At 41.0% G+C, this 23,775-nt stretch carries 25 protein-coding genes and 1 riboswitch; of the genes, 10 read left to right on the top strand and 15 right to left on the bottom strand.

The window, feature by feature from the left end; translation table 11 throughout:
• Nucleotides 1-57 precede the first annotated feature (57 nt).
• Complete coding sequence (locus D3873_RS01050; protein ID WP_119882267.1) at nt 58-720, top strand: type 1 glutamine amidotransferase domain-containing protein; 663 nt, start codon at nt 58-60, stop codon at nt 718-720.
• 112 nt (nt 721-832) lie between these two features.
• Nucleotides 833-2,455, top strand: a complete 1,623-nt coding sequence (locus D3873_RS01045; RefSeq protein ID WP_119882266.1) for an ABC1 kinase family protein — start codon at nt 833-835, stop codon at nt 2,453-2,455.
• Nucleotides 2,456-2,606: 151 nt separating this feature from the next.
• On the opposite strand, the gene D3873_RS01040 is transcribed toward D3873_RS01045, so the two are convergent.
• The 9 genes from D3873_RS01040 to D3873_RS01000 form a co-directional block, all read right to left on the bottom strand.
• Complete coding sequence (locus D3873_RS01040; protein ID WP_119882265.1) at nt 2,607-2,792, bottom strand: hypothetical protein; 186 nt, start codon at nt 2,790-2,792, stop codon at nt 2,607-2,609.
• Nucleotides 2,746-3,258: an SRPBCC family protein gene (locus tag D3873_RS01035; RefSeq protein WP_119882264.1), complete on the bottom strand. Its 513-nt coding sequence runs from the start codon at nt 3,256-3,258 to the stop codon at nt 2,746-2,748. The genes D3873_RS01040 and D3873_RS01035 overlap by 47 nt, the downstream gene beginning before the upstream one ends.
• 42 nt (nt 3,259-3,300) lie before the next feature.
• Nucleotides 3,301-4,215 (bottom strand): methyl-accepting chemotaxis protein, encoded by a 915-nt coding sequence (locus D3873_RS01030; protein ID WP_238473802.1) that lies wholly within the window; start codon nt 4,213-4,215, stop codon nt 3,301-3,303.
• Nucleotides 4,216-4,308: 93 nt separating this feature from the next.
• Nucleotides 4,309-4,728: a DUF1801 domain-containing protein gene (locus D3873_RS01025; RefSeq protein ID WP_119882263.1), complete on the bottom strand. Its 420-nt coding sequence runs from the start codon at nt 4,726-4,728 to the stop codon at nt 4,309-4,311.
• Nucleotides 4,729-4,793: 65 nt separating this feature from the next.
• The gene (locus D3873_RS13615) at nt 4,794-6,329 is read right to left on the bottom strand and encodes a methyl-accepting chemotaxis protein (protein WP_119882262.1); all 1,536 of its coding nucleotides are present in this window, start codon (nt 6,327-6,329) and stop codon (nt 4,794-4,796) included.
• A 154-nt stretch (nt 6,330-6,483) separates the two neighbouring features.
• The gene (locus D3873_RS01015) at nt 6,484-7,203 is read right to left on the bottom strand and encodes an amino acid ABC transporter ATP-binding protein (RefSeq protein WP_119882261.1); all 720 of its coding nucleotides are present in this window, start codon (nt 7,201-7,203) and stop codon (nt 6,484-6,486) included.
• Nucleotides 7,190-7,855, bottom strand: a complete 666-nt coding sequence (locus tag D3873_RS01010) for an amino acid ABC transporter permease (RefSeq protein ID WP_119882260.1) — start codon at nt 7,853-7,855, stop codon at nt 7,190-7,192. The genes D3873_RS01015 and D3873_RS01010 overlap by 14 nt, the downstream gene beginning before the upstream one ends.
• 51 nt (nt 7,856-7,906) lie before the next feature.
• A complete protein-coding gene (locus tag D3873_RS01005; protein WP_119882259.1) occupies nt 7,907-8,674 on the bottom strand; it encodes a substrate-binding periplasmic protein in 768 nt (255 codons plus the stop codon).
• Nucleotides 8,675-8,922: 248 nt separating this feature from the next.
• Nucleotides 8,923-10,086 carry a M20 family metallopeptidase gene (locus D3873_RS01000; RefSeq protein WP_119882258.1) on the bottom strand — a complete coding sequence of 388 codons (1,164 nt, stop codon included), beginning with the start codon at nt 10,084-10,086 and terminating at the stop codon, nt 8,923-8,925.
• A 120-nt stretch (nt 10,087-10,206) separates the two neighbouring features.
• Nucleotides 10,207-10,250: riboswitch (PreQ1 riboswitch) on the top strand.
• Between the two features lie 6 nt (nt 10,251-10,256).
• Between D3873_RS01000 and queC the strand changes: the two genes are divergently transcribed.
• Genes queC through queF form a run of 4 tightly spaced genes read left to right on the top strand, consistent with a single transcriptional unit; the run spans nt 10,257 to nt 12,548 of the window.
• Nucleotides 10,257-10,913 carry a 7-cyano-7-deazaguanine synthase QueC gene (gene queC, locus D3873_RS00995; protein WP_119882257.1) on the top strand — a complete coding sequence of 219 codons (657 nt, stop codon included), beginning with the start codon at nt 10,257-10,259 and terminating at the stop codon, nt 10,911-10,913.
• Nucleotides 10,910-11,335: a 6-carboxytetrahydropterin synthase gene (locus D3873_RS00990; RefSeq protein WP_119882256.1), complete on the top strand. Its 426-nt coding sequence runs from the start codon at nt 10,910-10,912 to the stop codon at nt 11,333-11,335. Before queC ends, D3873_RS00990 begins: the two co-directional genes overlap by 4 nt.
• Nucleotides 11,332-12,039 carry a 7-carboxy-7-deazaguanine synthase QueE gene (gene queE, locus D3873_RS00985; RefSeq protein ID WP_119882255.1) on the top strand — a complete coding sequence of 236 codons (708 nt, stop codon included), beginning with the start codon at nt 11,332-11,334 and terminating at the stop codon, nt 12,037-12,039. The genes D3873_RS00990 and queE overlap by 4 nt, the downstream gene beginning before the upstream one ends.
• A gap of 11 nt (nt 12,040-12,050) precedes the next feature.
• Nucleotides 12,051-12,548, top strand: a complete 498-nt coding sequence (gene queF, locus D3873_RS00980; protein WP_119882254.1) for a preQ(1) synthase — start codon at nt 12,051-12,053, stop codon at nt 12,546-12,548.
• 48 nt (nt 12,549-12,596) lie between these two features.
• Here the strand turns inward: queF and D3873_RS00975 are convergent, their stop codons facing one another.
• The 4 genes from D3873_RS00975 to D3873_RS00960 form a co-directional block, all read right to left on the bottom strand.
• Nucleotides 12,597-13,550 carry an aminoglycoside phosphotransferase family protein gene (locus tag D3873_RS00975; RefSeq protein ID WP_119882253.1) on the bottom strand — a complete coding sequence of 318 codons (954 nt, stop codon included), beginning with the start codon at nt 13,548-13,550 and terminating at the stop codon, nt 12,597-12,599.
• A 23-nt stretch (nt 13,551-13,573) separates the two neighbouring features.
• Complete coding sequence (locus tag D3873_RS00970; RefSeq protein WP_119882252.1) at nt 13,574-13,990, bottom strand: NUDIX hydrolase; 417 nt, start codon at nt 13,988-13,990, stop codon at nt 13,574-13,576.
• A 139-nt stretch (nt 13,991-14,129) separates the two neighbouring features.
• On the bottom strand, nt 14,130-14,987 hold the full coding sequence (locus D3873_RS00965) for a GNAT family N-acetyltransferase (RefSeq protein WP_119882251.1): 858 nt from the start codon (nt 14,985-14,987) through the stop codon (nt 14,130-14,132).
• A 244-nt stretch (nt 14,988-15,231) separates the two neighbouring features.
• Nucleotides 15,232-18,318 carry an efflux RND transporter permease subunit gene (locus tag D3873_RS00960; RefSeq protein WP_119882250.1) on the bottom strand — a complete coding sequence of 1,029 codons (3,087 nt, stop codon included), beginning with the start codon at nt 18,316-18,318 and terminating at the stop codon, nt 15,232-15,234.
• A gap of 97 nt (nt 18,319-18,415) precedes the next feature.
• Here D3873_RS00960 and D3873_RS00955 point away from each other — a divergent pair, with 97 nt between their 5' ends.
• From D3873_RS00955 to D3873_RS00940, 4 genes are all read left to right on the top strand, one after another.
• Nucleotides 18,416-19,246, top strand: coding sequence for a TetR/AcrR family transcriptional regulator (locus D3873_RS00955; protein WP_119882249.1), 831 nt, complete (start codon nt 18,416-18,418; stop codon nt 19,244-19,246).
• A 123-nt stretch (nt 19,247-19,369) separates the two neighbouring features.
• Nucleotides 19,370-20,293, top strand: a complete 924-nt coding sequence (gene cysK / locus D3873_RS00950; RefSeq protein ID WP_119882248.1) for a cysteine synthase A — start codon at nt 19,370-19,372, stop codon at nt 20,291-20,293.
• A gap of 229 nt (nt 20,294-20,522) precedes the next feature.
• Nucleotides 20,523-20,903 (top strand): VOC family protein, encoded by a 381-nt coding sequence (locus D3873_RS00945; RefSeq protein ID WP_119882247.1) that lies wholly within the window; start codon nt 20,523-20,525, stop codon nt 20,901-20,903.
• A 6-nt stretch (nt 20,904-20,909) separates the two neighbouring features.
• The gene (locus D3873_RS00940) at nt 20,910-21,380 is read left to right on the top strand and encodes a DUF2306 domain-containing protein (RefSeq protein WP_119882246.1); all 471 of its coding nucleotides are present in this window, start codon (nt 20,910-20,912) and stop codon (nt 21,378-21,380) included.
• Nucleotides 21,381-21,405: 25 nt separating this feature from the next.
• On the opposite strand, the gene D3873_RS00935 is transcribed toward D3873_RS00940, so the two are convergent.
• Together D3873_RS00935 and D3873_RS00930 are read right to left on the bottom strand one after the other, a co-directional pair.
• On the bottom strand, nt 21,406-22,761 hold the full coding sequence (locus D3873_RS00935; RefSeq protein ID WP_119882245.1) for an MATE family efflux transporter: 1,356 nt from the start codon (nt 22,759-22,761) through the stop codon (nt 21,406-21,408).
• A gap of 114 nt (nt 22,762-22,875) precedes the next feature.
• Nucleotides 22,876-23,772, bottom strand: a complete 897-nt coding sequence (locus D3873_RS00930; RefSeq protein ID WP_162920095.1) for a GNAT family N-acetyltransferase — start codon at nt 23,770-23,772, stop codon at nt 22,876-22,878.
• Nucleotides 23,773-23,775 lie beyond the last annotated feature (3 nt).

Genomic DNA, 23,775 nt, shown 5'->3' with positions numbered 1-23,775 from the left:
ATGCATAGTTTTTGCTCATTCGGGTAATAAAAGAAGAGAACCGAAAGGAGCGTTTTTATGTCAAAGAAAGTATTAATGGTATTAACAAATCATAAAGAATTACCAAATGGAAAAACAACCGGTGTTTGGTTGTCAGAGTTTGGAGAAGCATATTTAGCATTTCAGAAAAAAGGATACGATGTCACTATCGCAAGTCCAAATGGCGGAAAAATTCCGGTCGATCCAGCTAGCTTAGAAGGCGAAGTTTCAGATGAAATGTTAGCAACAGAAAAATACCTATCCGATACAAAACCTGTAGAAGAAGTGGCCTCTTCTACATTCGATGGTGTTTTCTTACCAGGTGGACATGGAACAATGTTCGACTTACCAGGGAATACGACGTTACAAGATATCATTCGCTCCACATACGAAGCAGATAAACCGGTGGCAGCTGTCTGTCATGGTCCAGCAGGACTAGTTGATGTAAAGCTTTCAAACGGAAAGTATTTAGTAGATGGCAAGAAAGTTAGTGCCTTTACGAATAAAGAAGAGCAAGACACGGGTCTTCAAGATGACATGCCGTTCTTATTAGAATCAAAACTAAAAGAACAAGGTGCACAACATGATCCTGCATCGAATTGGTCAAGCCACGTTGTGACGGATGGATATTTAGTTACTGGTCAAAATCCACAGTCTACCGAAGCAGTTGCAGAAGCATTTATCAACGTATTAGAAAAATAAGTTAGAACTAAACGATTGAAAGCTGGTGGGCACAAAGCCTTCCAGCTTTTTTGTTATGGAAGACAAAATACAAAAGAATGAGTAAACTGAAAGGTAGAAAAGAGGGATTTTCATGAAACAAAATCAGAAGGTTTGGCGGGCATGGAAAGTACTATCGCTTGGTATTTCGATTGTTATTCGAATGTACTGGTACCGATTTCGTCGAAAATCCCCAGCGGAAAACGCAAAATTATGGGGAAGAATTGGAAAAGAATTTCGAACAGTCCTTTTTGAACTAAACGGTATTCTGATTAAAGTTGGCCAATTGATGAGCATACGCGAGGATTTATTGCCAAAAACATTTATCGCGGAAATAAAAGGACTTGTCGACTCCGTTCCACCATCTCCTTGGGAAAAAATTGAGCAAGTGTTGAGGGAAGAATGGGGTCCAGAGAAGAAATCGCTCGTTCAATCAATTGAACCAGTTGCTGTTGCCTCCGCTTCAATAGGGGAAGTGTACAAAGCAACGTTAGAAGATGGATCGATTGTGGCAATTAAAGTACAACGACCAGACATTCAAGAATTGGTTCGAATCGACTTTTGGTCGTTAGGCGTTCTGATGAAATTTGCCAAATATGTCGCTCCTATTCCAAAAGGTTTTATCGACTTCAACAAATTATACACGGAAGTAAGGCAAGTCATTGAGGCAGAGCTGGATTTCGAGCAAGAAAGACGATCCGCTGAAATCTTTCAACGACGGTTCGAGCACGAAGACCGAGTTAAAGTTCCCCGCATTTATCGTGAATTGTCGACGGAGCGTGTGCTTGTACTAGAATGGATTGATGCTCACAGGGTAAATGATTTGGAATTTATCCATCAACACGGATTATCAGGAGAAGAAATTTCTGACCGTCTCCTACGGTCTTTCTTTTCTCAGTGGTTAGAAGCCGGAATCTTTCACGCAGATCCGCATGCTGGAAACATTTTAATCCAACAAGACGGAACAATCGTGATGCTCGACTTTGGCATGATTGGGGAAATATCGGAAAGTGATGCAACATTGTTCCGCCAACTATTAGAAGGCATCTTACTGAAAAATTATGCTAAAGCTGCCGAAGCGTTTCAATATTTAGGGTTTTTATTGCCTGGAACAAATCCGAAACAAATGGAACCGACATTGCGTGAATTCGCGACGATGGACTGGGAACGATTAAAGCAAATGGACATGCTCGATGCACAAAAAATGATTCAAGATATGGTGCGATCATTACCGGTTCAAGTACCCACTAGGTTTGTCTTCCTTGGTCGATCCTTCGCAACGGTGGAAGGATTATTACTGTCGCTAAATCCAACGAAAGAAACGATCGATATCCTAAAGCCAGCCTTCTTTGACTGGTTAAAAACGAGCGATATGAACAAATGGGAACTCCTCGTGAAATGGTTCCAAGCGCAGCCCGTTTATCGTAGTATCCAAAAAATCGTCGAGTATATTGAAGCACCTGTAAAAGCAATTGAACAAAAAGACGTTCATCATTTTCAAACAATGCGATTTACCGTGTTTGAATCTCATAAAAAATTTGCGATGTACGGTGTTCTCCTATTCACTGGTGTCTGGGTAGTCGGGGAAGTGTTAGATGAAAACATCGTGTCGATTATTGGTCCAACAGGACTTGTAATATGTGCTATTTCCTATATCTTCACGAGCATACGTTTTAAAAAATGGTGGAGACAGGCTTCTCTTGGGAAGATTGACTAGGAATGAAACGGATTATACGAGTGCTCCTTTTCCGAAAAACGCGGATTGAAGAGTTCGACTGTAGCTAAATATGTATATTTTCATACTCTAAAAAAACACACCTACTATGTTAAGACGTTTCGTCCAAACAGCGGTGTGTTTTTACTTATTATTATTTTGGATCTAATGCTTGATAATCCTGTTGATATCTTCCGCCGTCTGCTACTTCAGAATGGTAAAGTGCTTTTAAAGCATATGAGCGCTCCATTTCCATTTCTTTCATTAACGACTTCAGGCGAGTTTCTAAGTCTTTATTGTTCTTGATGAGCTGATTCATTTGAGCTGGGATGAACTTCATGAGTTTTCACTTCCTTGTAGTCTTTCAATGCTTCGGCTTCTACTCGATTTAAGAAATCTGTGAAGACGATATCTGCTTTTTTCGAACTTCCTAGCAATAGCATAGCACGACCGAGAAAATTAGTCCCTTTGTTTGAGCCACTATAAGTAAACTTTGTTTCCGTTTCACTAGCTTTCTCAAGATTAAATGAAAGTTCCATATCAAATGTATTGGCTAACTGAAAAAATAGTTTTTTAATCTTTCGATCCGGCGTGTTTTCATACTCCGTAATTACGACGACATACGATTCTGTTAGTTTACCTTCTTGATATGTTTGTTCGTATGTAGACCCAACCATCTCATCTGTCTTACTAATCCACTCGTTTTTTAATACCTTTGGCATGATTCGTGCCGCTTGCGATTCGTCAAAAAGTGACCATACAATCTCAATTGGTACTGCAATCGTTCGGGTTTTCGACCAATTCAATTGATTATCCCCTCTCTTTTGCACTAAATAACTTTTTGCTTTTTACATCGTTTCTAAAAATACGTGTGCTTGTTCGTCTAACGAATTAGAAGCAGACGCAATATCATCAAAATTCGACACTGTTTTTTGAAGTTGTGTCGTCCCGACATCTACTTTCGAAGAAATGGACGTCACACTTTCACTGACATGATCAATCTTATGAATGATTGTATCAATATTTTCTTTTACTTCTCCAATGGATTGTGCGACTTTGTTCGAAAGATTTCGTACTTCTTTTGCCACAACGTCAAATCCCCGACCATGTTCTCCTGCTCGTGCGGCTTCAATCGCTGCATTCAGTGCAAGTAAATTTGTTTGTGCTGCAATCTCACGAATCGTTTTCACAACTGCCGTAATATCTTTTGCCTGTTCTTGCAGCTGGACAAGATTCTCTTGATTCATCACCGATTCTTTTTGAATCTGGTGAATCGTTTGAAGTAGGTGCTCACTATCTTCTTTTCCTTCATTCGATTTTTTCGATAGCGTTTCAGACATTTGCTTTAACTCATCTGCCATTTCAACTGTGTAATTGTGTCGATCGGTAATATTGGTTGCGATTTTTGCCACACCCAACACTTCAGAATGGTCCTCTGAAAAAATAGGCATATACGTAGCCTCTAGCCAAATGCGTTCATTCGATTTTGTTTTTCGTTCAATTTTATCTTGAAAGCTTTTACCGCTATATAATTCATTCCAAAATGTTTGATAGTCTCTTGATCGAGAAAATTCATCAAAGCAGAAAGTGGCATGCTTCATCCCCATCATTTCCTCTGTGGAATATCCCATTGTCTCGGCGAATAAAGGATTTACGTAGGCAACCTCTCGTTTTTCATTAAAGCGAATAATTGCAACATGCTCTTGAATCGAGCGTAATAGATGTTCGTTTGTTACTTGTTCCATCATGGTTTGCATGACCATTGGAATCCCCCTATGTAGTAAATTAGTATCACTTAACTACTTTACCCGTGAAGAGGTGACAAGTAAACTTTACAGCTCCAAGGAATGTGTTTTTCAAGAATATCGACTTTGTAAATAGCGGACAGAATGGTCAATCAGTTGGCGCAACACTTCTTCGTCAATATCTGCCAGGTTATTCACATAGACACATGCTTTCCCAGTCGTATGTTTTCCCAGTCTTTCTAACAAAGGAACTCTCGATTCATCACCTGTCGCGAAATACAGACTAATTTTTGCTTTTCTAGGTGAAAATCCAACAAGAGGCGCATCCCCTTCATGCCCTGTTTCATATGTATAATGATACTTTCCAAAGCCAATAATACTAGGTCCCCACATTTTCGCCTCGAAGCCTGTCGTTTCTGTAAAAATATCCAGCAAGCGATAAGCATCTTCTCGTTTTTTCCCACTTTCCACTGACTCGATAAATTCCACAACATCAGCATCCGTTTCGGTTGTTTTCAATTCATACGCCATGATCTCCCACCTTCCCATAGAAATACCCTTACCGTTTGTTTCGACGATAAGGGTACGCATACCTTCTATTCTTCTATGGTCGTTTCGATTTTCGTACTTAGGCTCTGCAAATCGCTCGATAGTTGTTGCAGCTGTTCTGCAATTTCGGTCATCTGAGAAATGCCACTTGCTTGTTGTTCCGTGCTTGCGGCAATCTCCTCTGTACTCGCTAATCCTTGTGTAGAAATTTCCACCATCATCGAAAGCGAATCTGTTAATTCTTCTGCACTTTTTTTCACATCGGCCATTTCGATTAACACAACGTTTGTCGCTTTTTCTACTTTTTCAGAAGATGTCTGAATGTGCGTAAATGCTTGTTCGCTTTCATGCATCAATTTTTTACTTTCGGTTGTCTCCTTCGCGCTTTGTTCAATCGACACTCGCATTTGCTCTGTTTCTGTTTCGATCGATACGATTCGGTCTTTAATGCGTAACGACGCATCATCTGATTCTTTTGCAAGCTTGCGGACTTCTTCTGCTACAATAGCGAAGCCTTTTCCAGCTTCACCAGCACGCGCAGCTTCAATGGAAGCATTCAATGCAAGCAAATTGGTTTGATCGGCGATCGTGCGAATCGTTTCAGCAAATCCTGAAATACCAGACAAATGTTCAACAAGTCCTGTCACGCGCGCATTTACTTCTTCTACCTGTGCATGTACTTGATCAAATTGTTTTGCTGTTTTTGTTAATAAAATCTTTCCTCGCGCGGCTTCTGTTGAAGCAATTTCCATTTCTTCCGTCATGCGACGCACACTTTCCTGTACTTTAGAAAAGCTTGCATTCATATGATCCACTTGGTTCGTGTTGTCCTTTGCAAACGTTGTTTGGCGTTCAGCATCTGCCGTTAATTCTTCCACACTCGCTACAACTTGAGCACTTGCAGCATGAAATTCTTTTGAACCGCTATACATTTCCTTCGAAGATACAGTTAATTGTTCGACGGTGGCCGTTAAACTTTTCACAATATCGGTGAATTGTGTACGTGTCTCTGTTCGTTCTATTTCCATGGCTGCTTCTGATTTTTGTTTACTCGCGATGAGCACGATGGTCGCAGCACTTGTCAGAACAAGAAAAACAGCATGGATCATGAGTAAAGAAAAATGGTAATCATCCGTTCCACACAGTAATTGTGGATAGGCAAAATAGCCAACGAAGTAATGTACAGCGAAGATTGCTGTACTCACAACAATCATGCGTATGGAATTGAAATTCGCCAGTAAAGCCAACACCATAAAAATAGAGAAGTGATACTCCACTAAACCATTTCCACTAGCAATGATAAACATCGAAGAGAATGTTAACGATGCGGTGATGACTAAAGGTAAGGAGGAATGTAATGGTTTACACCAATACATAATCACACTTCCAAGAACTAATAATGTCGTGAGGCTTCCTAAAATGACAAATAACAGAAAGTTCGTATCGGATAAGGAACTTATTCCTTGAAACGTACTATACCCCTGTAAAAACCCAAAAAATTTATGCATGACTAACACAATTATCGCTAGCACATAAGTTAAGACCGTAAACAATACCATTAAACCCATTCGTTCGCTTTTCACTTCTTTTTCCCCTTTAATTTAGCTATTTTGAAACTGAGATATTCAGTATATATTCTCTATTCCCTGAACAGATAGTTTTGAGACTCTTTCGATGTGCTAGGATTTTTAGAATAGAAAAAAAGACCCTTCTGATGAAAAGTCTTCTCGTAGCCACCTATAATACTTTCGCTAAAAAATCTTGCGCTCTCTTGGTTTTCGGATGTAGGAAGAAAGCAGTCGGGGATGCTTCCTCTACCAATTTTCCTTGGTCGAGAAATAAAATCCGATCTGCCACTTCTTTCGCAAATCCCATTTCATGTGTCACAATGACCATCGTCATACCAGAGTTGGCCAAATCCTTCATGACATACAGCACTTCTTTTACCATTTCCGGATCTAACGCAGATGTTGGTTCGTCAAATAGCATCACTTCCGGTTCCATCGCAAGTGCACGAGCAATTGCTACACGTTGTTTTTGTCCTCCCGATAAGCTTCCTGGATATGCATCTCTTTTTTCAGATAACCCTACTTTCGCGAGCAACTCAACTGCCTTTGTTTCTGCGTCTTTTTTTGATACCCCTTTCACTTTCATAGGCGCATACATCAAATTTTCGACAACCGTTAAATGAGGAAATAAGTGAAAATGTTGAAATACCATTCCCACTTTCGTCCGAACGTCCACTAAATTTTTCGAAACGGAAATCGGTGCTCCTTGGAATGAAATATCTCCTTCCGTTGGCTCTTCTAAATGATTCATGCAACGTAATAAGGTCGATTTTCCTGACCCAGATGGCCCAATGATGACAACCACTTCACCGGAATCGATCGAATTAGAAATAGATGAAAGTACTTCATTCTTACCAAATGTTTTGGATACCGAGTTAATGCTGATCATCGTAATTTAACCTTCTCTCTACACGTTTTCCTACTTTACTTAGCCCCATCACGAGTATCCAATAGATGAGACCCACGAATAATAAAGGCTCAAAATTTCGATACGTATCTGCCCCAACAATTTGTGCCCGACGCATTAAATCTAAATAGCCAATAGTAGATACAATGGCAGATTCCTTTGTTAACGTGATAAATTCATTCATCAATGCGGGCAAAATGTTCTTCATTGCTTGAGGGAGGATTAAGTCCTTCATCATTGGACGGTACGAAATTCCGAGAGCGAGTGCCGCTTCTGTTTGCCCTTTGTCGACCGCTTGAATTCCTGCACGAATAATTTCCGAGATATATGCAGCTGAATTTAACCCGAAAGCCATGATGGCGGATAGAAAAGGCGAGATATCATAGCCCGTTAGTTGTGGAATCGCAAAATAGATGAGCATTAGTTGAAGGATTAACGGCGTTCCTCGAAAGACCGACGTATACGCATCTGCAAAGTAAACCAATCCTTTTTTTGCTGAAATTTTTGCTAGAGATAGCAACGTTCCAAGTACAAATCCTACAATGATCGAGACAATAACAAATTGTAACGTTACCCATATTCCTTCTAAGATAAAAGGAATGTAAGGCACGATTTGGCTAAAATCCAAATTCATGCCTTTCACCTACTTTCTTTTAACGGTTATTTCAGAAGACGTAATGACGATTTAATCTTCTTTTAGCCATTTGTCTTTTAATTCCTGTAACTTTCCGCTCTCTTCCATTTCCGCAAGCACTGCATCGACATCGTCGATTAACTCGCTACCTTCTGGGAAAGCAATTGCCATTCCCGGGGAACTTGAAGATGTATCTTCAAACCCAGCAAGATCTTGCTCTTCCATAAAACCTTTTCCTACTGCTTGATCTAAATAGGCTACATCTACACGGTTAGCAAGTAGTTCTTGGACGAGAATCATGGCACTATCTACAGGCTTGAGTTCAAAATCAACTTGTTCTTGCAGTTTTTTCGCACCTTCTTCTTGAATCGTACCTAATTGAACAGCGACTGTTTTCCCTTCTAAATCTTCTACAGATTGAATATCGGAGTCTTTTACTGTTAGAAACATTTCACCAGAGGAATGATATTCTGTAGAGAAGTCAACATTCTTATCTCGCTCATCTGTAGCAGACATTCCTGCTAACACCATATCCACACGTTTTGTTTGTAACGCTCCAATCAAACCGTCAAATTTCATATCTTCAATATCTAGCGTATACCCTAACTCATCTGCCACATATTTTGCTAAATCGATATCGAAACCGACTATTTCACCAGATGTATCCATCGATTCAAAAGGTGCAAAGTCTGCCGATGTTCCCATCTTCAATACTTTTTTCTCTCCACTTGCAGCTGCATCATCTTCTGTCGCTGCACCACATGCTGACAACCCAATCAAGCTTCCCGTTAAAGCTACTACTAAGGCTAATTTTTTCATATTCATTTCCTCCTTATTTTTGAATGTTTATTCAAGTAAATGCATAATAACACGATATCTTTCAGTTGCAAAGCCTTTTTAACAAAGTTTAAATATTCTGATTATGCATTTTTATGAATAAAAAAGAGAGTAAGATGTGAAAAACCTTACTCTCTTCTCATTTTTATTCAGTTATTGTTGTTTAGTATTCAGGGTATTGGTCTCTCAGAAAGACATGTAGGAAACAAAACAAAATCACTCGCGAGTCTTTATACATTACTTTGTATAAACTCCTCTTTGATTTCTTGTAAGAGTATTTCATTGCCCAAAATGTCCGCAGCCGTTTTTGCTAGCGTAAAGACTCCTTGAGATAACACCGCATGCCCCACCGGTGTAATGGTACGATCTGCGAATTCTCTTGTATGTGCAATTAGCCCCGGAGCATCCAGCCCGATGTACGGATGAATGGCTGGGATGACATGACTCACGTTCCCCATGTCAATCGAGCCCGTAGACGATTTCGCAGGATGTACTTTTTTTACACCACTTGTTAGCAAGTTTTTCGTAAAGAGTGCAGATAACGTTTTGTTTGTTTTCATGTTGTCATAGCTAAGCTCATAAGGATGCGTCTCTATATTCGCACCCGTCATTGCTGCCGCACCGGATGCAATCAATTCTACTTTTTTTCGAATACCATTTAAGGTCGAACGGTCTTTTGCCCGAAGGTAAAATTGTGCAGACGCTTTTTCTGGAATGATATTTGCTGCTATTCCACCTTCTTTAATAATACCGTGCATTCGAACGTCAGAAGGAACATGCTGTCGAAGCGTCGCAATTCCATTAAATAAGTGAATCACCGCATCGAGCGCATTAATCCCTTCTTCTGGTGATGCTGCAGCATGACTAGATTTACCGGTGAAATTAAATTGAATCGCATCCATTGCTAACGAGTCTCCTGATTGGTATGACTGATCGGCAGGGTGTACCATCATTGCGACATCTATATCGTCAAAAATACCATTGCTGGCCATATCTACTTTCGCACCATTTGTTTCTTCCGCTGGCGTACCTAAAACTACTACTTTCCCACCAAGTTCCATCGCAACTTTGGATAATAACACACCGGCTCCTACACTCATTGTTCCAATCATATTATGCCCACACCCATGGCCAATATCAGGCAATGCATCGTATTCTGCTAAAAACGCAATCGTTGGTCCTGGAAGTGCCGAATCGAAGGTCGCTTTAAATGCTGTCTTTCTGCCGACAATCCCTTTTTCCACCATAAATTGATGCTTCTCCAAATAACTAGAAAGTAACTTCATCGATTCAACTTCTTGATCTCCTAACTCAGGATGGTGATACAAATAATCACTCATCCCCCATAATTCCTTCTCCAGTTCTTTTAAATACTCATTTAATTTTTCCAGCATCTCTATTCCTCCACATGATATAATTCTATAAAGATACATTAGATTAAATAATTATGCAACATGACATTTCCGTGACGATGGACTTTTTAACGGTCGCTTATGCTATTATGTGTGATGTACGACAAAGAGGTTCGCAAACTCCCTCTCTAAAAAACTAAGGAGAAATGAATATGAAGAATAAGAAAGCAGTCGTTGTGTTCAGTGGTGGACAAGACAGTACGACGTGTTTACTTTGGGCTGTTCAACAGTTTGATGAAGTACATGCAGTTACGTTTGACTACGGACAACGACATAAAGAAGAAATACGTTGTGCGACCGAAATAGCACAAACCCTCCATATCCCTCACAAGATTTTGGATATGCGATTAATCAATCAGTTAACGGAGAATGCATTGACGCGAGATGATATTCCTTTAACAGAAGGAGACGGAGAAACACTTCCTTCTTCATTTGTTCCTGGAAGAAATCAGTTGTTTTTGTCATTCGCTGCCGTTTACGCGCATTCGATTGGTGCAGATCACCTCATTACTGGCGTTAGCCAAACCGATTACAGTGGATATCCAGATTGCCGAGACACATTTATCAAATCATTAAATGTGTCATTAAATCTTGCCATGGAAAAAGATTTTGTCATTCATACTCCTCTGATGTGGTTAGACAAAGCAGCGACATGGAAGCTCGCAGATGATTTAGGCGGGTTAGATTTTGTGCGCTCTAAAACATTGACTTGTTATAACGGCATTCGCGCAGATGGGTGCGGAGAATGTCCAGCTTGTGTATTACGCAAAAATGGTTTGGATACCTATTTAGAAGGTGCACGCGCATGATTCAACAACTGTACCCTCAAACAAATCACTCATTCCGATATGAGTTAAATAAAGACATGCACTTAGCTGCAGCTCACTTCATTGACCATCAATCGGCAGGAGTTTGCCAAGAAATGCATGGTCATACGTATTTCATTAACATGACGATTGCTGGAAATGACTTAGATGAAATTGGTTTTCTTGTGGACTTTAAACAATTAAAATCATTGATTCACAGCAGATTTGACCATACAGTTATGAATAATCACCCTGAATTTAAAGGTGTTTTCCCTACAACAGAGCGAATCGCAGAAAAAATTTGGGGAATTGTGCAAGCACATTTAGATACACTCGCTCATTCTCCTCGTTGCCTGCAAGTGTTTGTGAGAGAAACACCGACAAGCTATGTCGTATATCGACCCCTTGCGGAGGATTTCCGATGAAAATACCTGTAATGGAAGTATTTGGTCCAACGATTCAAGGTGAAGGAATGGTCATCGGTCAAAAAACAATGTTTGTTCGAACAGCTGGTTGCGATTATTCATGCAACTGGTGTGATTCGAAATTCACATGGGACGGTACTGGAAAAAGCACGATGATGACTTCAGAGCAAATCATTGATTCACTACTAGCTATTGGAGAAAATCGTTTCTCGCATGTCACGATTTCAGGTGGAAATCCTCTTTTGCATAAAGGTTTGGGAGTATTTATTGCCCAGTGCAAGGAAAGAGGATGGAAGACAGCGATTGAAACACAAGGATCGCTTTGGCAAGAGTGGTTGTTGTCAGTAGATGACATTACCATTTCTCCAAAGCCGCCAAGCTCCGGAATGACGACCGATTTCGAGAAATTAGAGTACATGATGGACCGATTACGTGAAAACAATGTAAGTTTCAAAGTTGTTGTATTTGATGACATCGACTTTCAGTATGCAGAAAATTTACATGCACGTTATCCTGACGTTCCATTCTATTTACAAGTCGGAAATCCGGATGTCGTTACAACGGACGATGCCGCTTTAACAGCAACGTTATTAAGTAGATTAGAATGGTTGACAGGTAAGACCGTGCACTCGAGCATGATGAATACCGTTCGAGTTTTACCGCAGCTCCATGCACTCATGTGGGGCAACAAACGAGGCGTTTAGGAGGAAATCACATGGCAGGAAGAAAATCAGAAGAATTAGAAGGCGTCACATTGCTTGGTAATAAAAACGTGCAATACGATTTTTCGTATAATCCTGGATTGTTGGAGTCGTTTGATAATAAACATCCGTATCGAGACTATTTTGTGAAATTTAACGCACCAGAATTCACCTCACTATGTCCCATTACAAATCAACCGGACTTTGCCACAATTTATATAAGCTACATTCCAGATATCAAAATGGTCGAAAGCAAGTCATTAAAATTGTATTTATTCAGTTTCCGTAACCATGGAGATTTCCACGAAGACTGTATGAATATCATTTTAAATGATCTCGTCGAACTAATGGATCCTCGCTATATCGAAGTGTGGGGGAAATTCACTCCGCGCGGAGGCATCAGTATCGATCCTTACACGAATTACGGGAAACCGGGGACAAAGTATGAAGAGATGGCCGCTCATCGGATGATGAATCACGATATGTACCCAGAAACAATCGATAACCGTTAAAAAAGAGTTGGGACAAATGGATGTTTTGTCCCAACTCTTTTCACGTTATTACTCGTCATTTTCCACCATTTCGCGGTGATGTAGTAACAGTTGTAACCATTGCGCAGGTTTTCCAAATGAATCTGCCTTGTCTTCTCTAAACGGCGTAATATATAAATGCCAGCTTAGCGCTCGATATACACATCCTACTTGTTCCGCTAATAGAAGCTGTCTTCGCAATGTTTCTTCATTCCCAAACTCTGCCCACATGTTTAAGTACAGGGGACGGAACTCACGAATTTTCGCCATCCATTTTTCATCCGTATCTTCTTCTAGTAATTCACCAAGAGAATTCCAAAAAACACGAACACTCAGGAATGGATGGGTTATCGATGCATCTCCCCAGTCAAAAAATCGATACGTTGCTTCGTGTACAAAACAATTTCCACTATGTAAATCTCCATGATCAAGTGTATCTGGTAGCTGTCCATTCAATTCATCACACATGGAAAGCAATTCGGTTTTTAGTGCCATAACTTGTGCTTTCTCTTCGAATGAAAGTCCTGTATCACAAAGCGCTTCTAAATGGTCGTTGATTTCCTGCTTTAACACAGGAATTCGACGGTCAATTACCCCAAGTTCAAGTAATTGATCCACATGCGGAATAGCGTGTTGTTGCAGCCTTGCATAGGCTTGAATCATTCCTTTATATGCTGCTTGTGTTTGGTTCGCACGAAGCGGTTCTCCAGGTAGTTCACGGAAAATCATCCATGAAAACTCCGGATGTATCGCGATCACGTCAACTGTTTCTGTAGGAAATTGTTTTGCCAAGTAGTGCGTGACATCTGCTTCAAAACTAGCAGCTTCACTGACCATTTTTGCAAAAAAGTGTCCTGTTTCATCTTTCCCCTGGTATACGCCACTCATATCCGTTTGCTTTACTTCAACTAACGGAGTTGTCACACCCGTCACTTCTTGCACCCATGCTTCTAAAGCGTCCTTGTTCATCCAAGACTTCTTCATCCCGTTTCCATTCCTTCCCGTCGTTAAAATTCGATTAAAAACGGTTGTTTATCTGCTGACAATGCTAACTCAATTCGCTCGTAAAAGTTTTTCCAAGTAACCATCTCTTTTGCTTGCTCTTTCGTGAAAAACCCTACTTCTAAGCTTTCATCAGACGTGGTACATTCTCCACCAACTTCTTTCGCTAAGAACAACGTATTGCAAATACTTCTCTCGACATTTTGGTAAATTCCACAAAAACGTACGATTTCAATGTCAATCCCAGACTCTTCCTTCACTTCCCGAATGGCCGCTTGTTGCAGCGACTCTCCTTCTTCCACTTGACCGCCAGGCATTTCCCAGCCTCGTCTCGGTCCTTTTATAAGTAATATTTCTCCCGCATGGTTCAACACAACAGCAGCTGCAGAAACAATATGTTTTGGGGGTTGATACATATTCATCACTCCTCATTAGTTGTTCGAACGGTGGTGTTTCGCCAGAAAGTCATTGATAAGATTCTTCATTTTTAGCGTTTGCTTTATTTCATTCCATAAAAAAGCATCTTACATAAGACTCTTTTGTCAGGTAAACGTCTCCACTTTATGCTTGTGCGAGCTTAGGAAACCGAGTATTTTTGGGGAATGAAGCACCCGTTACACTTCGAACCATCCAATTATTAGAGGTGTCTTCTGCTAGGAAAAGTCCAGGTAAAGGTTCGTCAACAGTGAAATGACAGATGACTTCGTTAATCCCTTCGTGAAGAATAACTGGTAAGTGTTGTTCCAAATGGAAAGGTCGTTCACTTAAAGTGCCGTAAAGATGACAAGTCTCTTGATCAAATTCGGCGACAATCGTAAGGTTATGGTCTGTTGTGTAGAGGCAAGCGTTGAATCCATGCAGGTAGTAAAACATCCACACATGTTCATCGTTTTCGACAGCTAGCTTGTTGGATATAGGGATAGACTTCCGTTTTCGTTTCAGGAATTCCTTTCCCGTCATTTCAACAGGTTCGAGTGCTCTATTTCGTTTTGAATAATTTGTAACATCAATCACAAACGACGTTTCGATCCATGAAGTGAAACCGTTCTTCTCATATAAAGAAATTGCGCGGTCATTTGCCGCTAAAAAATAGAAATCACATGTCGAATCGTAGTCTGCAAACACTTTTTCAAGTAGTTCCGAAGCGAGCCCTTGGTTACGATACGCTGGATTAGTCATTACGGTCCCAATTTGAATCGCTTTTTTCACGTTACCATGCACAAAGACGTTCATTGTATTAATCGAAACGTTTGCGATTATGTCACCATTCAAGGCATAGCTGTAACAAATGTAATGCTCATTCCAGTATCGATTCTGGTACCACGTTTCAAAGTCGATGCCGAACGTTTTTTTCGCTAAATCTGCAAACGATTGGCGCAACTGGTCATTTTTTTTATAATCTTTCACAAATGTTTTCATAGATTTAACGTACCATGAACTGGATGTGATGACATCCACTTTTTACTTGCATAGAATGAAAATCGCACCAATTTTAGGAATATCGCACCGAATTCACTCACGAAAATTCTGTGATTTCACTGAAAAGCGCCCTCTACATTTCCTAATCCGCCCACTGATTCATATAAACCGATCAGTACATCCTTCCTCTCCCGTACTATTGCCCACAAAAAAACCATGAACTCGAAAGTCCATGGTCTTCGTTTTAATATTCTCTTGTTGCCGCTTTTGCACGGTTCTTCTTGAAAAGTTTGGAGAGGATTTCATAGACAATCGGCACGATAAATAGTGTCAGTAACGTCGAACTAGCAAGTCCTCCAATTACTGTTACACCAAGTGCTTTGGAGATTAATCCGCTGCCTTCTGATCCGAACGCCAGTGGTAATAGTGCACCAATTGTCGCGATTGCGGTCATCAGGATTGGGCGAATACGCGTTGCACCTGCCTCCAGAACTGCTTCTCGCATTGTCATTCCATCTCGTTCCATGTGAATGATTCGGTCGACGAGTACGATCGCATTCGTGACAACTATTCCGATGAGCATGAGTAGACCCATCATGACGGAGACAGAAATGGTTTCTCCGGCAATCCACAATCCAACGAACGCACCGATTACGGTGAACGGTAAGGAGAACAGAATTGCAAATGGTGCAACACCTTCACTAAATGTGACAACTAAGATGAAGTAGACGATCGCAATCGCAGCTAGCATTGCGAGACCTAGTTGTGTGAAGGTTTCTTGCATGTCAGCCGTGACACCATCGACGCCGATTTCCACGCCATTCGGTAAATCAATTGCATCTACTTTCTTATCCACGTCCTCTGAAGCTTTTGTAATGTCTTTACTTGTAATCGTCCCAGAAACGGATGCGTAGAATTGTCCTTTGCTTCTGTCCAATGTAGAAGATGCGGAACCTTCTTCCACTTCGACAATGTCTTTAAGCGGTACGGTTGTACCCATAGCAGTTGGAATTTCTGTGTCGAGTAACGCATCAAACGAATCCACCGATTTGTCTTCTGCTTTTACGATCACATCAATAGTTGTATCATCTCGTTCGATCGTTGTTAACACTTCTTCTTGCTGCATCGGATTTAACAGCATCGCTAGTTGACCTGTCGTTAATCCGTATTGCAGTAACGTTTGTTGATCTGTTTCTAAAGAATGCTCAGTGAATCGATCTGATAAGCTAGTAGTCACATCTTTCACTTTGTCACTTTTACTCATGGCAGCTTCGATTTCGTCTACTGCTTTTTCTACTTTTGATAAGTCATCACCGTAAATGGTATAGCTTAATTCATTGCCAGCCATACCGCCTGCTGCAAAGTTTTGCGATTTCCATTCACCCGATTGATCCATATTTTTCAAGCTTTCTTCCACTTCTGCTTTTACGTCTTGGAAGTTTTTCGTATCCTCGTCAAAAATAACGAAAAGGAGTGCTCCGTTTGATCCACCACCAGCCATTGCGGCCATCGGATCTGCTTTGTCCGAAACAGACACTTGAACAATATCGACATCTTTGCGGTCCATCATTTTTTGTTCGACGACTTCCACATTTTCCAGCATGTCTTCTTTTAATTCCCCAGGAGCGGGCGTGTACGTTAAGTACATCATTTTTTCTTCTTCGCTACCGAGGAAACTGAAGCCGATAATTGGTGCAAGCGCTAAACTCGATCCGAATAACACAAATGCTAGAAGGAGCGTAACCACCTTATGGCGCAACGTCCAAGCCAAGCCTTTTTTATAGCCATTCGACAGTTTCCCTTGCTCTTTATGTTGGTTCGGTTGTTTTGTCGTTGCTAATTTTTTGCGGAATAAAAGATGCGACATTGCCGGTACAATCGTAATCGCAACTAATAGTGATGCTCCGAGTGCGAATGTCATCGTTAAGGCAAACGGTGTAAATAATTCTCCCACCATTCCACCGACAAAGATCAGTGGTGCAAATACCGCAACCGTTACTAATGTCGACGATAATATCGGCTTAAACATTTCAATCGTTGCTGCACGGACTAAAGGTCCACCAGTTAACCTTTCCTCTTTTAAGTGAATCCGTCGATAAATATTTTCCACAACGACAATCGAGTCATCAATTACCCGTCCAATCGCGACGGTTATCGCCCCAAGTGTCATAATATTCAACGTTATATCCATCCATTTCAAAATAAGAATTGCCATCAAAATCGATACAGGGATGGAGACAATGGAAATAATCGTCGATCTAAAATCTCGTAAGAATAATAAGATGATCAGCACGGCAAATCCCGCCCCGAACAATGCTTTACTAATCATTGTTTCAACAGAATCTTCAATTGGTTTTCCTTGGTCAAGTGTTGTATCGATGGTCAGTTCTGGATGTGTTTTACCTAGTTCCTTTACGACATCCTTCACTTCATTCACAACCGTTACTGTATTGGCGTCTTGCGCTTTCACAATTTGAATTGCAATCGCTTCTTCCCCGTTTGTACGAGAAACAGATTCTACTTTTCCAACTAACTCAATCGATGCAAGTTCGCCTAAGTTCACCATTGGTAGAGGTTGTGTTTCCGATGGCGTCACTGGAATCAGCAAGTCATTTAACTGATCGACTGTTGTGAGCTTCCCGTCCACAGAGACCGCTTCTTCTGCATCGTCAAATTGGAAAAGTCCGAGTGAAACGTCCATATCACTCGCTTGAATCATTTGCGCAATCGATTCTTTCGTCACATTATACTTTGCGAGTGCTTCTTCATCATACGTTAGCTCTACTTCTTCGATATTTTGACCAGACACCGCTACAGAAGAAACGCCGTCAATTTTCTCGATTTTCGGAACGACAACGTCTTCCACTAATGAAGTAAGGGAAACAATATCTTCTTTACTACTACTCACGCTTAGTGCAATAACAGGCATCATATTCATACTGATGCGAGTAATAATTGGATCTTGTGCTTGCTCTGGGAAAGTGACTTGATCGATTAACGATTGCACTTCCCGCTTCGCTTCATCCATGTCTACTTCATACTCAAATTCTAATTGTACACTCGACATATTCGCGTACGAATTTGAGAATACTGCCTTTACGCCTTCCATCGATTCCACTTTCTTTTCAATCGGAATCGACAAATCATCCATTACTTTTTCCGGTGTTGCACCTGGATACACGGTCATAACCGTTAAGTATGGAATCGAGATATCGGGAATTGTTTCCATTTTCATCTGAGTCGCGGAATAAAGACCTGATATTGTCACGATAATGGTTATTAACCAAACCGCTAACTTATTTTTTAATACAAACCGAACAATTGAATTCACTCTATTTCTCCCCTTCTTGACTACTCAGTCACATTTCTTTATAATAATGACCACATAGTCAAAAGTCAATTTCCATAGAAAAGAGCGAACCTATTTTATGTCTAAAAAACAATTAATTGTAGATACCTCCATCGAGTTATTTGCCCAAAACGGAATTGAAGCGACTTCAGTTCAACATATTACAGAGGCGTGCGGAATCTCCAAAGGCGCATTTTATCTACATTTCAAGTCGAAAGATGAATTGTTACTTTCCATCTTTGATTATTTTATGAAGTTCATTTTGGGAAAAATTGACGATTTCGTGAACAGTTCGACGGCACCGAAGGAGAAACTTCATGCGTTCTTTCTATTTAACTTATCAATATTCGAAGAACATGCCTCATTCGCCAAAGTATTCATCCAAGAACATATGCATTCGATTAACCAAGAGCTTTTTGAAAAACTAAAAGGTTACGATAACCGGTTAAATCATTCCTTGCTGCAATTACTTGATCAAGTGTACGGCGACAGCATTCAAGAAACACGGTACGACTTACTTGTTTTGATGAAAGGATTTTTGCGCGCTTACTCCGAGCTAATCTTGCTTCAACCGATGCCACATGACTTTGAAAAACTTTCTGCCATGCTTGTGGAAAAGACGGACATCTTAGCAGCACATTCTAAAAAAGCATATGTTACGGAGGCATTGCTTGAATCGGAATCACAGTTAGAAGTTGTTACGATTTCTGCAGAAACTGTCATCGAAGAAATCGAAGACGTTCAGCTACACGTGACAGATCCGTTAGAACTAGAAAGTTTAGAGATTTTAAAAGAGGAATTGGTGAAGGAACAACCTCGTAAAGCGGTTGTTACAGGACTAACGCACAATATTTCCAAGCAAGATCGAACGGAATGGCTACGGTATTTATTGCGCCAGCTGCGTTTTTAGTTGCTACAATTGGAAAAAATGAACTGTTTTCTGCATGTTAATCCCGATTTTAGCGCTCGGTTTTGGCGGAATAACGTCATTTGCGGTAAAATAGAGGGACTAGCATTTGAGAGGAGCAAACCCATGATTTATGAAAATATCACCGATTTAATCGGAAATACGCCATTAGTAAAATTAAACAAACTCGTTCCCGAAAATGCGGCGGACGTGTATGTGAAATTAGAAATGTTCAACCCAACGAAAAGCGTGAAAGACCGAGCAGCGAACAATATGATTGTTGAAGCGGAAAAACAAGGACGCATTCAACCTGGAGATACGATCATCGAGCCTACAAGTGGCAACACTGGTATCGGACTGGCGATGGTTGCTGCTGCACGTGGATATAAAGCAATTTTAGTGCTACCTGATAACAGTACGCAGGAACGCATCAATTTATTAAAAGCATTTGGTGCCGAAGTGGTGCTGACACCTCAAGCGGAGAAAATGCCGGGAGCGATTCGAAAAGCAGAAGAAATTCTCGCAAATACGCCAAACGGTTTTATTCCACAGCAATTTGAAAATAGCGCAAACCCAGATGCCCACCGAGGGACAACTGCAGTGGAAATCATTGAACAAACTGGCGGACAACTAGATGCCTTTGTCGCATCTGCTGGAACTGGCGGAACCATTACAGGGACAGGGGAAACGTTGAAAGAGCATTTCCCGAATCTATATATCGCGGTCGTAGAACCGAAAGGCTCACCCGTTCTTTCCGGTGGAAAACCAGGAAAACACAAATTAGTCGGAACGAGCCCAGGATTTATCCCGCCAATTTTGAACACATCGATTTATGATGAAATTATGCAAATTGAGGATGACGATGCGATCACCATGTTCCTACGCCTCGCTCGTGAAGAAGGTATTTTTGTCGGACCTTCTGCAGGTGCATCTGTCTACGCGGCGATTGAAGTCGCAAAACGACTCGGTAAAGGCAAAAAAGTAGTGTGCATCGCACCCGATACAGGTGAACGCTACTTAAGTATGGACCTTTTCGGAGAAGAAAAATAACGAGTCTCTGTTAACTATTTGATAAATTACTCTTATTTCGGCATGAATCGCACACGAAATCGTATGAATCGCACCATTTCAAGCGATATCGCACATCCGCATGACTCGAGACCCGCAACTTCGACACTCGCACCCTATTAATCTGAGAATGATCACAAAAACCTTTTAAAGGAATTTCCTTCTTAATCCCGAATATGGAGAAGGAGGAATTCTTTAGGAGGTTTTTAATATGTCGTCCAAACTTAAAGGTGTAGAAGGAATTTTTATTCCCGTCACGAATACACAACTTGCAGCCGACTGGTACGAATCGATACTTGGCTGTCAGAAAGTCTATGTCAAAAAAGAAGGGGCAGTTGTGAGGCTATCCGAACACTCCCACCCTGTATTGTGCTTAGTAGAGACGCCGGGTCATACCGGAATTACATTCCCTGATAACAATTATGGAGTAGAAAAATATGTGAATTTTTTAACAGATGATTTTGATGGTCTGCACGCATATTTACTTGATCAACATGTTCAAGTAAATGCGATTTCTGGAGAGGGAAAAACGCGTTACTTTACGTTTTTAGATCCTGATGGAAATCCACTCGGTGTATGTCAGTCGCATTAGGAGGATATCAAATTGTACGGAATGATTCTCACGATTCATATTGTTACCGGTTTCATCTGCCTTATTAGTGGGCTCGCTGCTATGTTTGCTCGAAAACGACGAGGTCTCCATACCTTCGCTGGCGAGCTATACCATGCTTCCTACGTAGTCGTTGCAGTTTCCGCCATCATTTTGGCCATCCTTTCTTGGGAAAAAAGCGCATTTTTATTTTTTATCGCGATCTTCTCCTATGGATTTGCATTATGGGGCTACCTTTCCATCAAACGGCGAAAAAGAGGATTTCTCGGCCCTCATATTGGTGGAATGCTCGGGTCTTATATTGGTGTTGTCACCGCAACGCTTGTCACAAATGCTGATCAACTACCATTTTTACAAGACTTGCCGTACATATTGGTATGGTTGTTACCAACGATTATTGGAACACCTCTTATTTTTTATATCGGAAGTAAGTACGCCCCGAAAAAAGTGATGCCTTAAATGCCATCAAAAAAAGCAGCGATCCCTATTCTGGAATCGCTGCTTTTGCTTTTGGTGAAACGAGTGCGTATTTTTCCCATTTTCGACTTCTCCACCGGAAGAACATAATGACGCCGCGTAACCATTCATCTGCCGCAATTGCTAACCAGATGCCGACAAGCCCAAAATCGAGGACAAAGACAAACAAGTATCCAAGGGGTAAACTCATGAGCACCATCGAAAGGACAGCCATCATGACGGGAAACTTGGCGTCGCCAGATGCTTTTAAGGAGTTAATAATGACAATGTTAAAGGTACGCCCAGTTTCGAGTAAAATTCCCAAAACAATCACTGTTGTCGCAAGCTTTAACACATCTGGATTGTCCGTAAAAACACCAACGAGTGGTTTTCGGAAAATGACCATGATCGCAACTGCACTAACCGTAAAAATAAGTGCGTAGTGCAAACTTTTCCACACTTGAACATACGCGGCATCTTTTTCATTCGCTCCAATGTACCGACCGACAATAATGGCTGTCCCCATTCCAATTGCGATGGCGAATAAATACGTGAACATCGAAATATTCATCGCGTATTGCCGTGCAGCGAGTGATTCTGCCCCTAAATACGTCACGTAGTATAAAAAGACAATTTGCGTGGCTTGGTAGATGACCATCTCAAACGCCGATGGCATCCCAATGCGCAAAATCTTTTTCACGTACTCCCTAGTTAACCGGAAGTAGTACGAAACTTTCAAGCGGTACTCTAACACTTGATAAAATAACCAAAAGAATACGAGCACTGCTAAAAATCGACTAAAGATAGAAGAAATCGCTGCACCTTCTACTCCCAATTCCGGAAATCCGAACTTCCCAAATATCAGCACATAGTTTCCGATGACGTGCACGACATTCATTCCAAGTGATACATACATCGTTTGTTTCGTCCATCCATGAACACGTATAATCGCTGCGAGCGCATTAATAATTGCTTGAAGGAAAATCGCTCCCCCAACAATTGATAAGTAACTTTCCGCATACATCAACACTTCGCCTTGCAAGTTCATCGCGACCATCATGTTTTTCGCAAAGAAAAAGTACGCTACACTCATCACAAGTCCAGCAATTAAATTCATCGTTACTGCATTAGCGGAGATTTCGGCCGCTTCTTTGAAACGCTTTGATCCCAAATACTGCGCCACAACAATAGACGCTCCCGTTCCCACCACTTCTAATATCAAAATCGCGATATGGATGTATTGATTAGCAGCCCCAACACCTGACACTGCATCATCCGATAACGCAGATAACATAAATGTATCGACAATTCCCATTAACATGAATAAAAACACTTCTAAAAATATCGGCCATGTTAAGGAGAACAAACTTAACTTTTCTTTCATTTCCTATCCTTCCTTCGCTTTGCACAATTAGGATATACTAGCAGGAAATGTCCGAAATATCTAGTAATTATTTCGGTTTGTGAAATAGTTAGTTTTTTCTGGGAATAAAACAATTTATTCTCCGAACAAGTAGGTGTAACACGCGACGCCTTCTATTTGTTGAAAACCTTCTTGCTCGTATAACCGCTTCGCTCGCTCATTTTCTCCGTTAACAGATAGCACAACTTGCGTATATCCTTTGTCGTAGGCGAATTGTTCTGCAGCACGAAGCATCAATCGTCCGAATCCTTTCCCTTGATAATCAGGGTGCACGGCAAGCGGACCAATATCCACCGTTGGAATTTCGTCTAACTCATCCTTCGAGCACGCGACAACCGCCACTGCTTTTCCGTCTAAATAGAGGACTAGTTTGCCTCCTTCCAAATAATCCTCACGGTCAAACGATTGTTCCACTTCTACTGGTTCTTGGCCTTTTTCGGAGCCTTTGAGCGTAGCAAATGATGGATTTCGAATATCACACCAAATTTGTCCTTCCCCACGTTTGAGCGATCTCAGTTCAAGCTCTTCTGGTAAATGAAGCTCCGGCTTGTCCCCTATTTTCTTCACTAAGATGAACGAATAGCGTTCAATCGTAAATCCCACTTCCCGAAGTGCTTCTCCGGTTTCTTGATCGGTTAACGGAACAAAGACGAATGTTTTTGTTAATGAAGTGACGTTAGGTTTGAGCGACTCCCAAAGAGCCTGATAATGTGCCTTTAATTTCGACTCCGAGTAAAAAATCCGGAATCGACCACTATTACTTTTTTGATAATAACCGCCCGTCATGATGGAGGCAGCAGCAAGAATTTCCCCTGCCTCATCGCGAACAAGATACGTTGGATTTTCTTCATTCACAACAAAATTGTTTAAGTCATCCGGATACAAATGCGAGTCATCTACATGTTGTCGATGATTCTTACTAAACTGCAAAAAAGCTTCTCGTGTTTCTTCTGTCAATCGCTCTACGTTCATACT

It is taken from the genome of Paenisporosarcina cavernae, assembly GCF_003595195.1.
Classification (GTDB): domain Bacteria; phylum Bacillota; class Bacilli; order Bacillales_A; family Planococcaceae; genus Paenisporosarcina; species Paenisporosarcina cavernae.
This window is presented reverse-complemented; position numbering and strand designations above follow the sequence as displayed.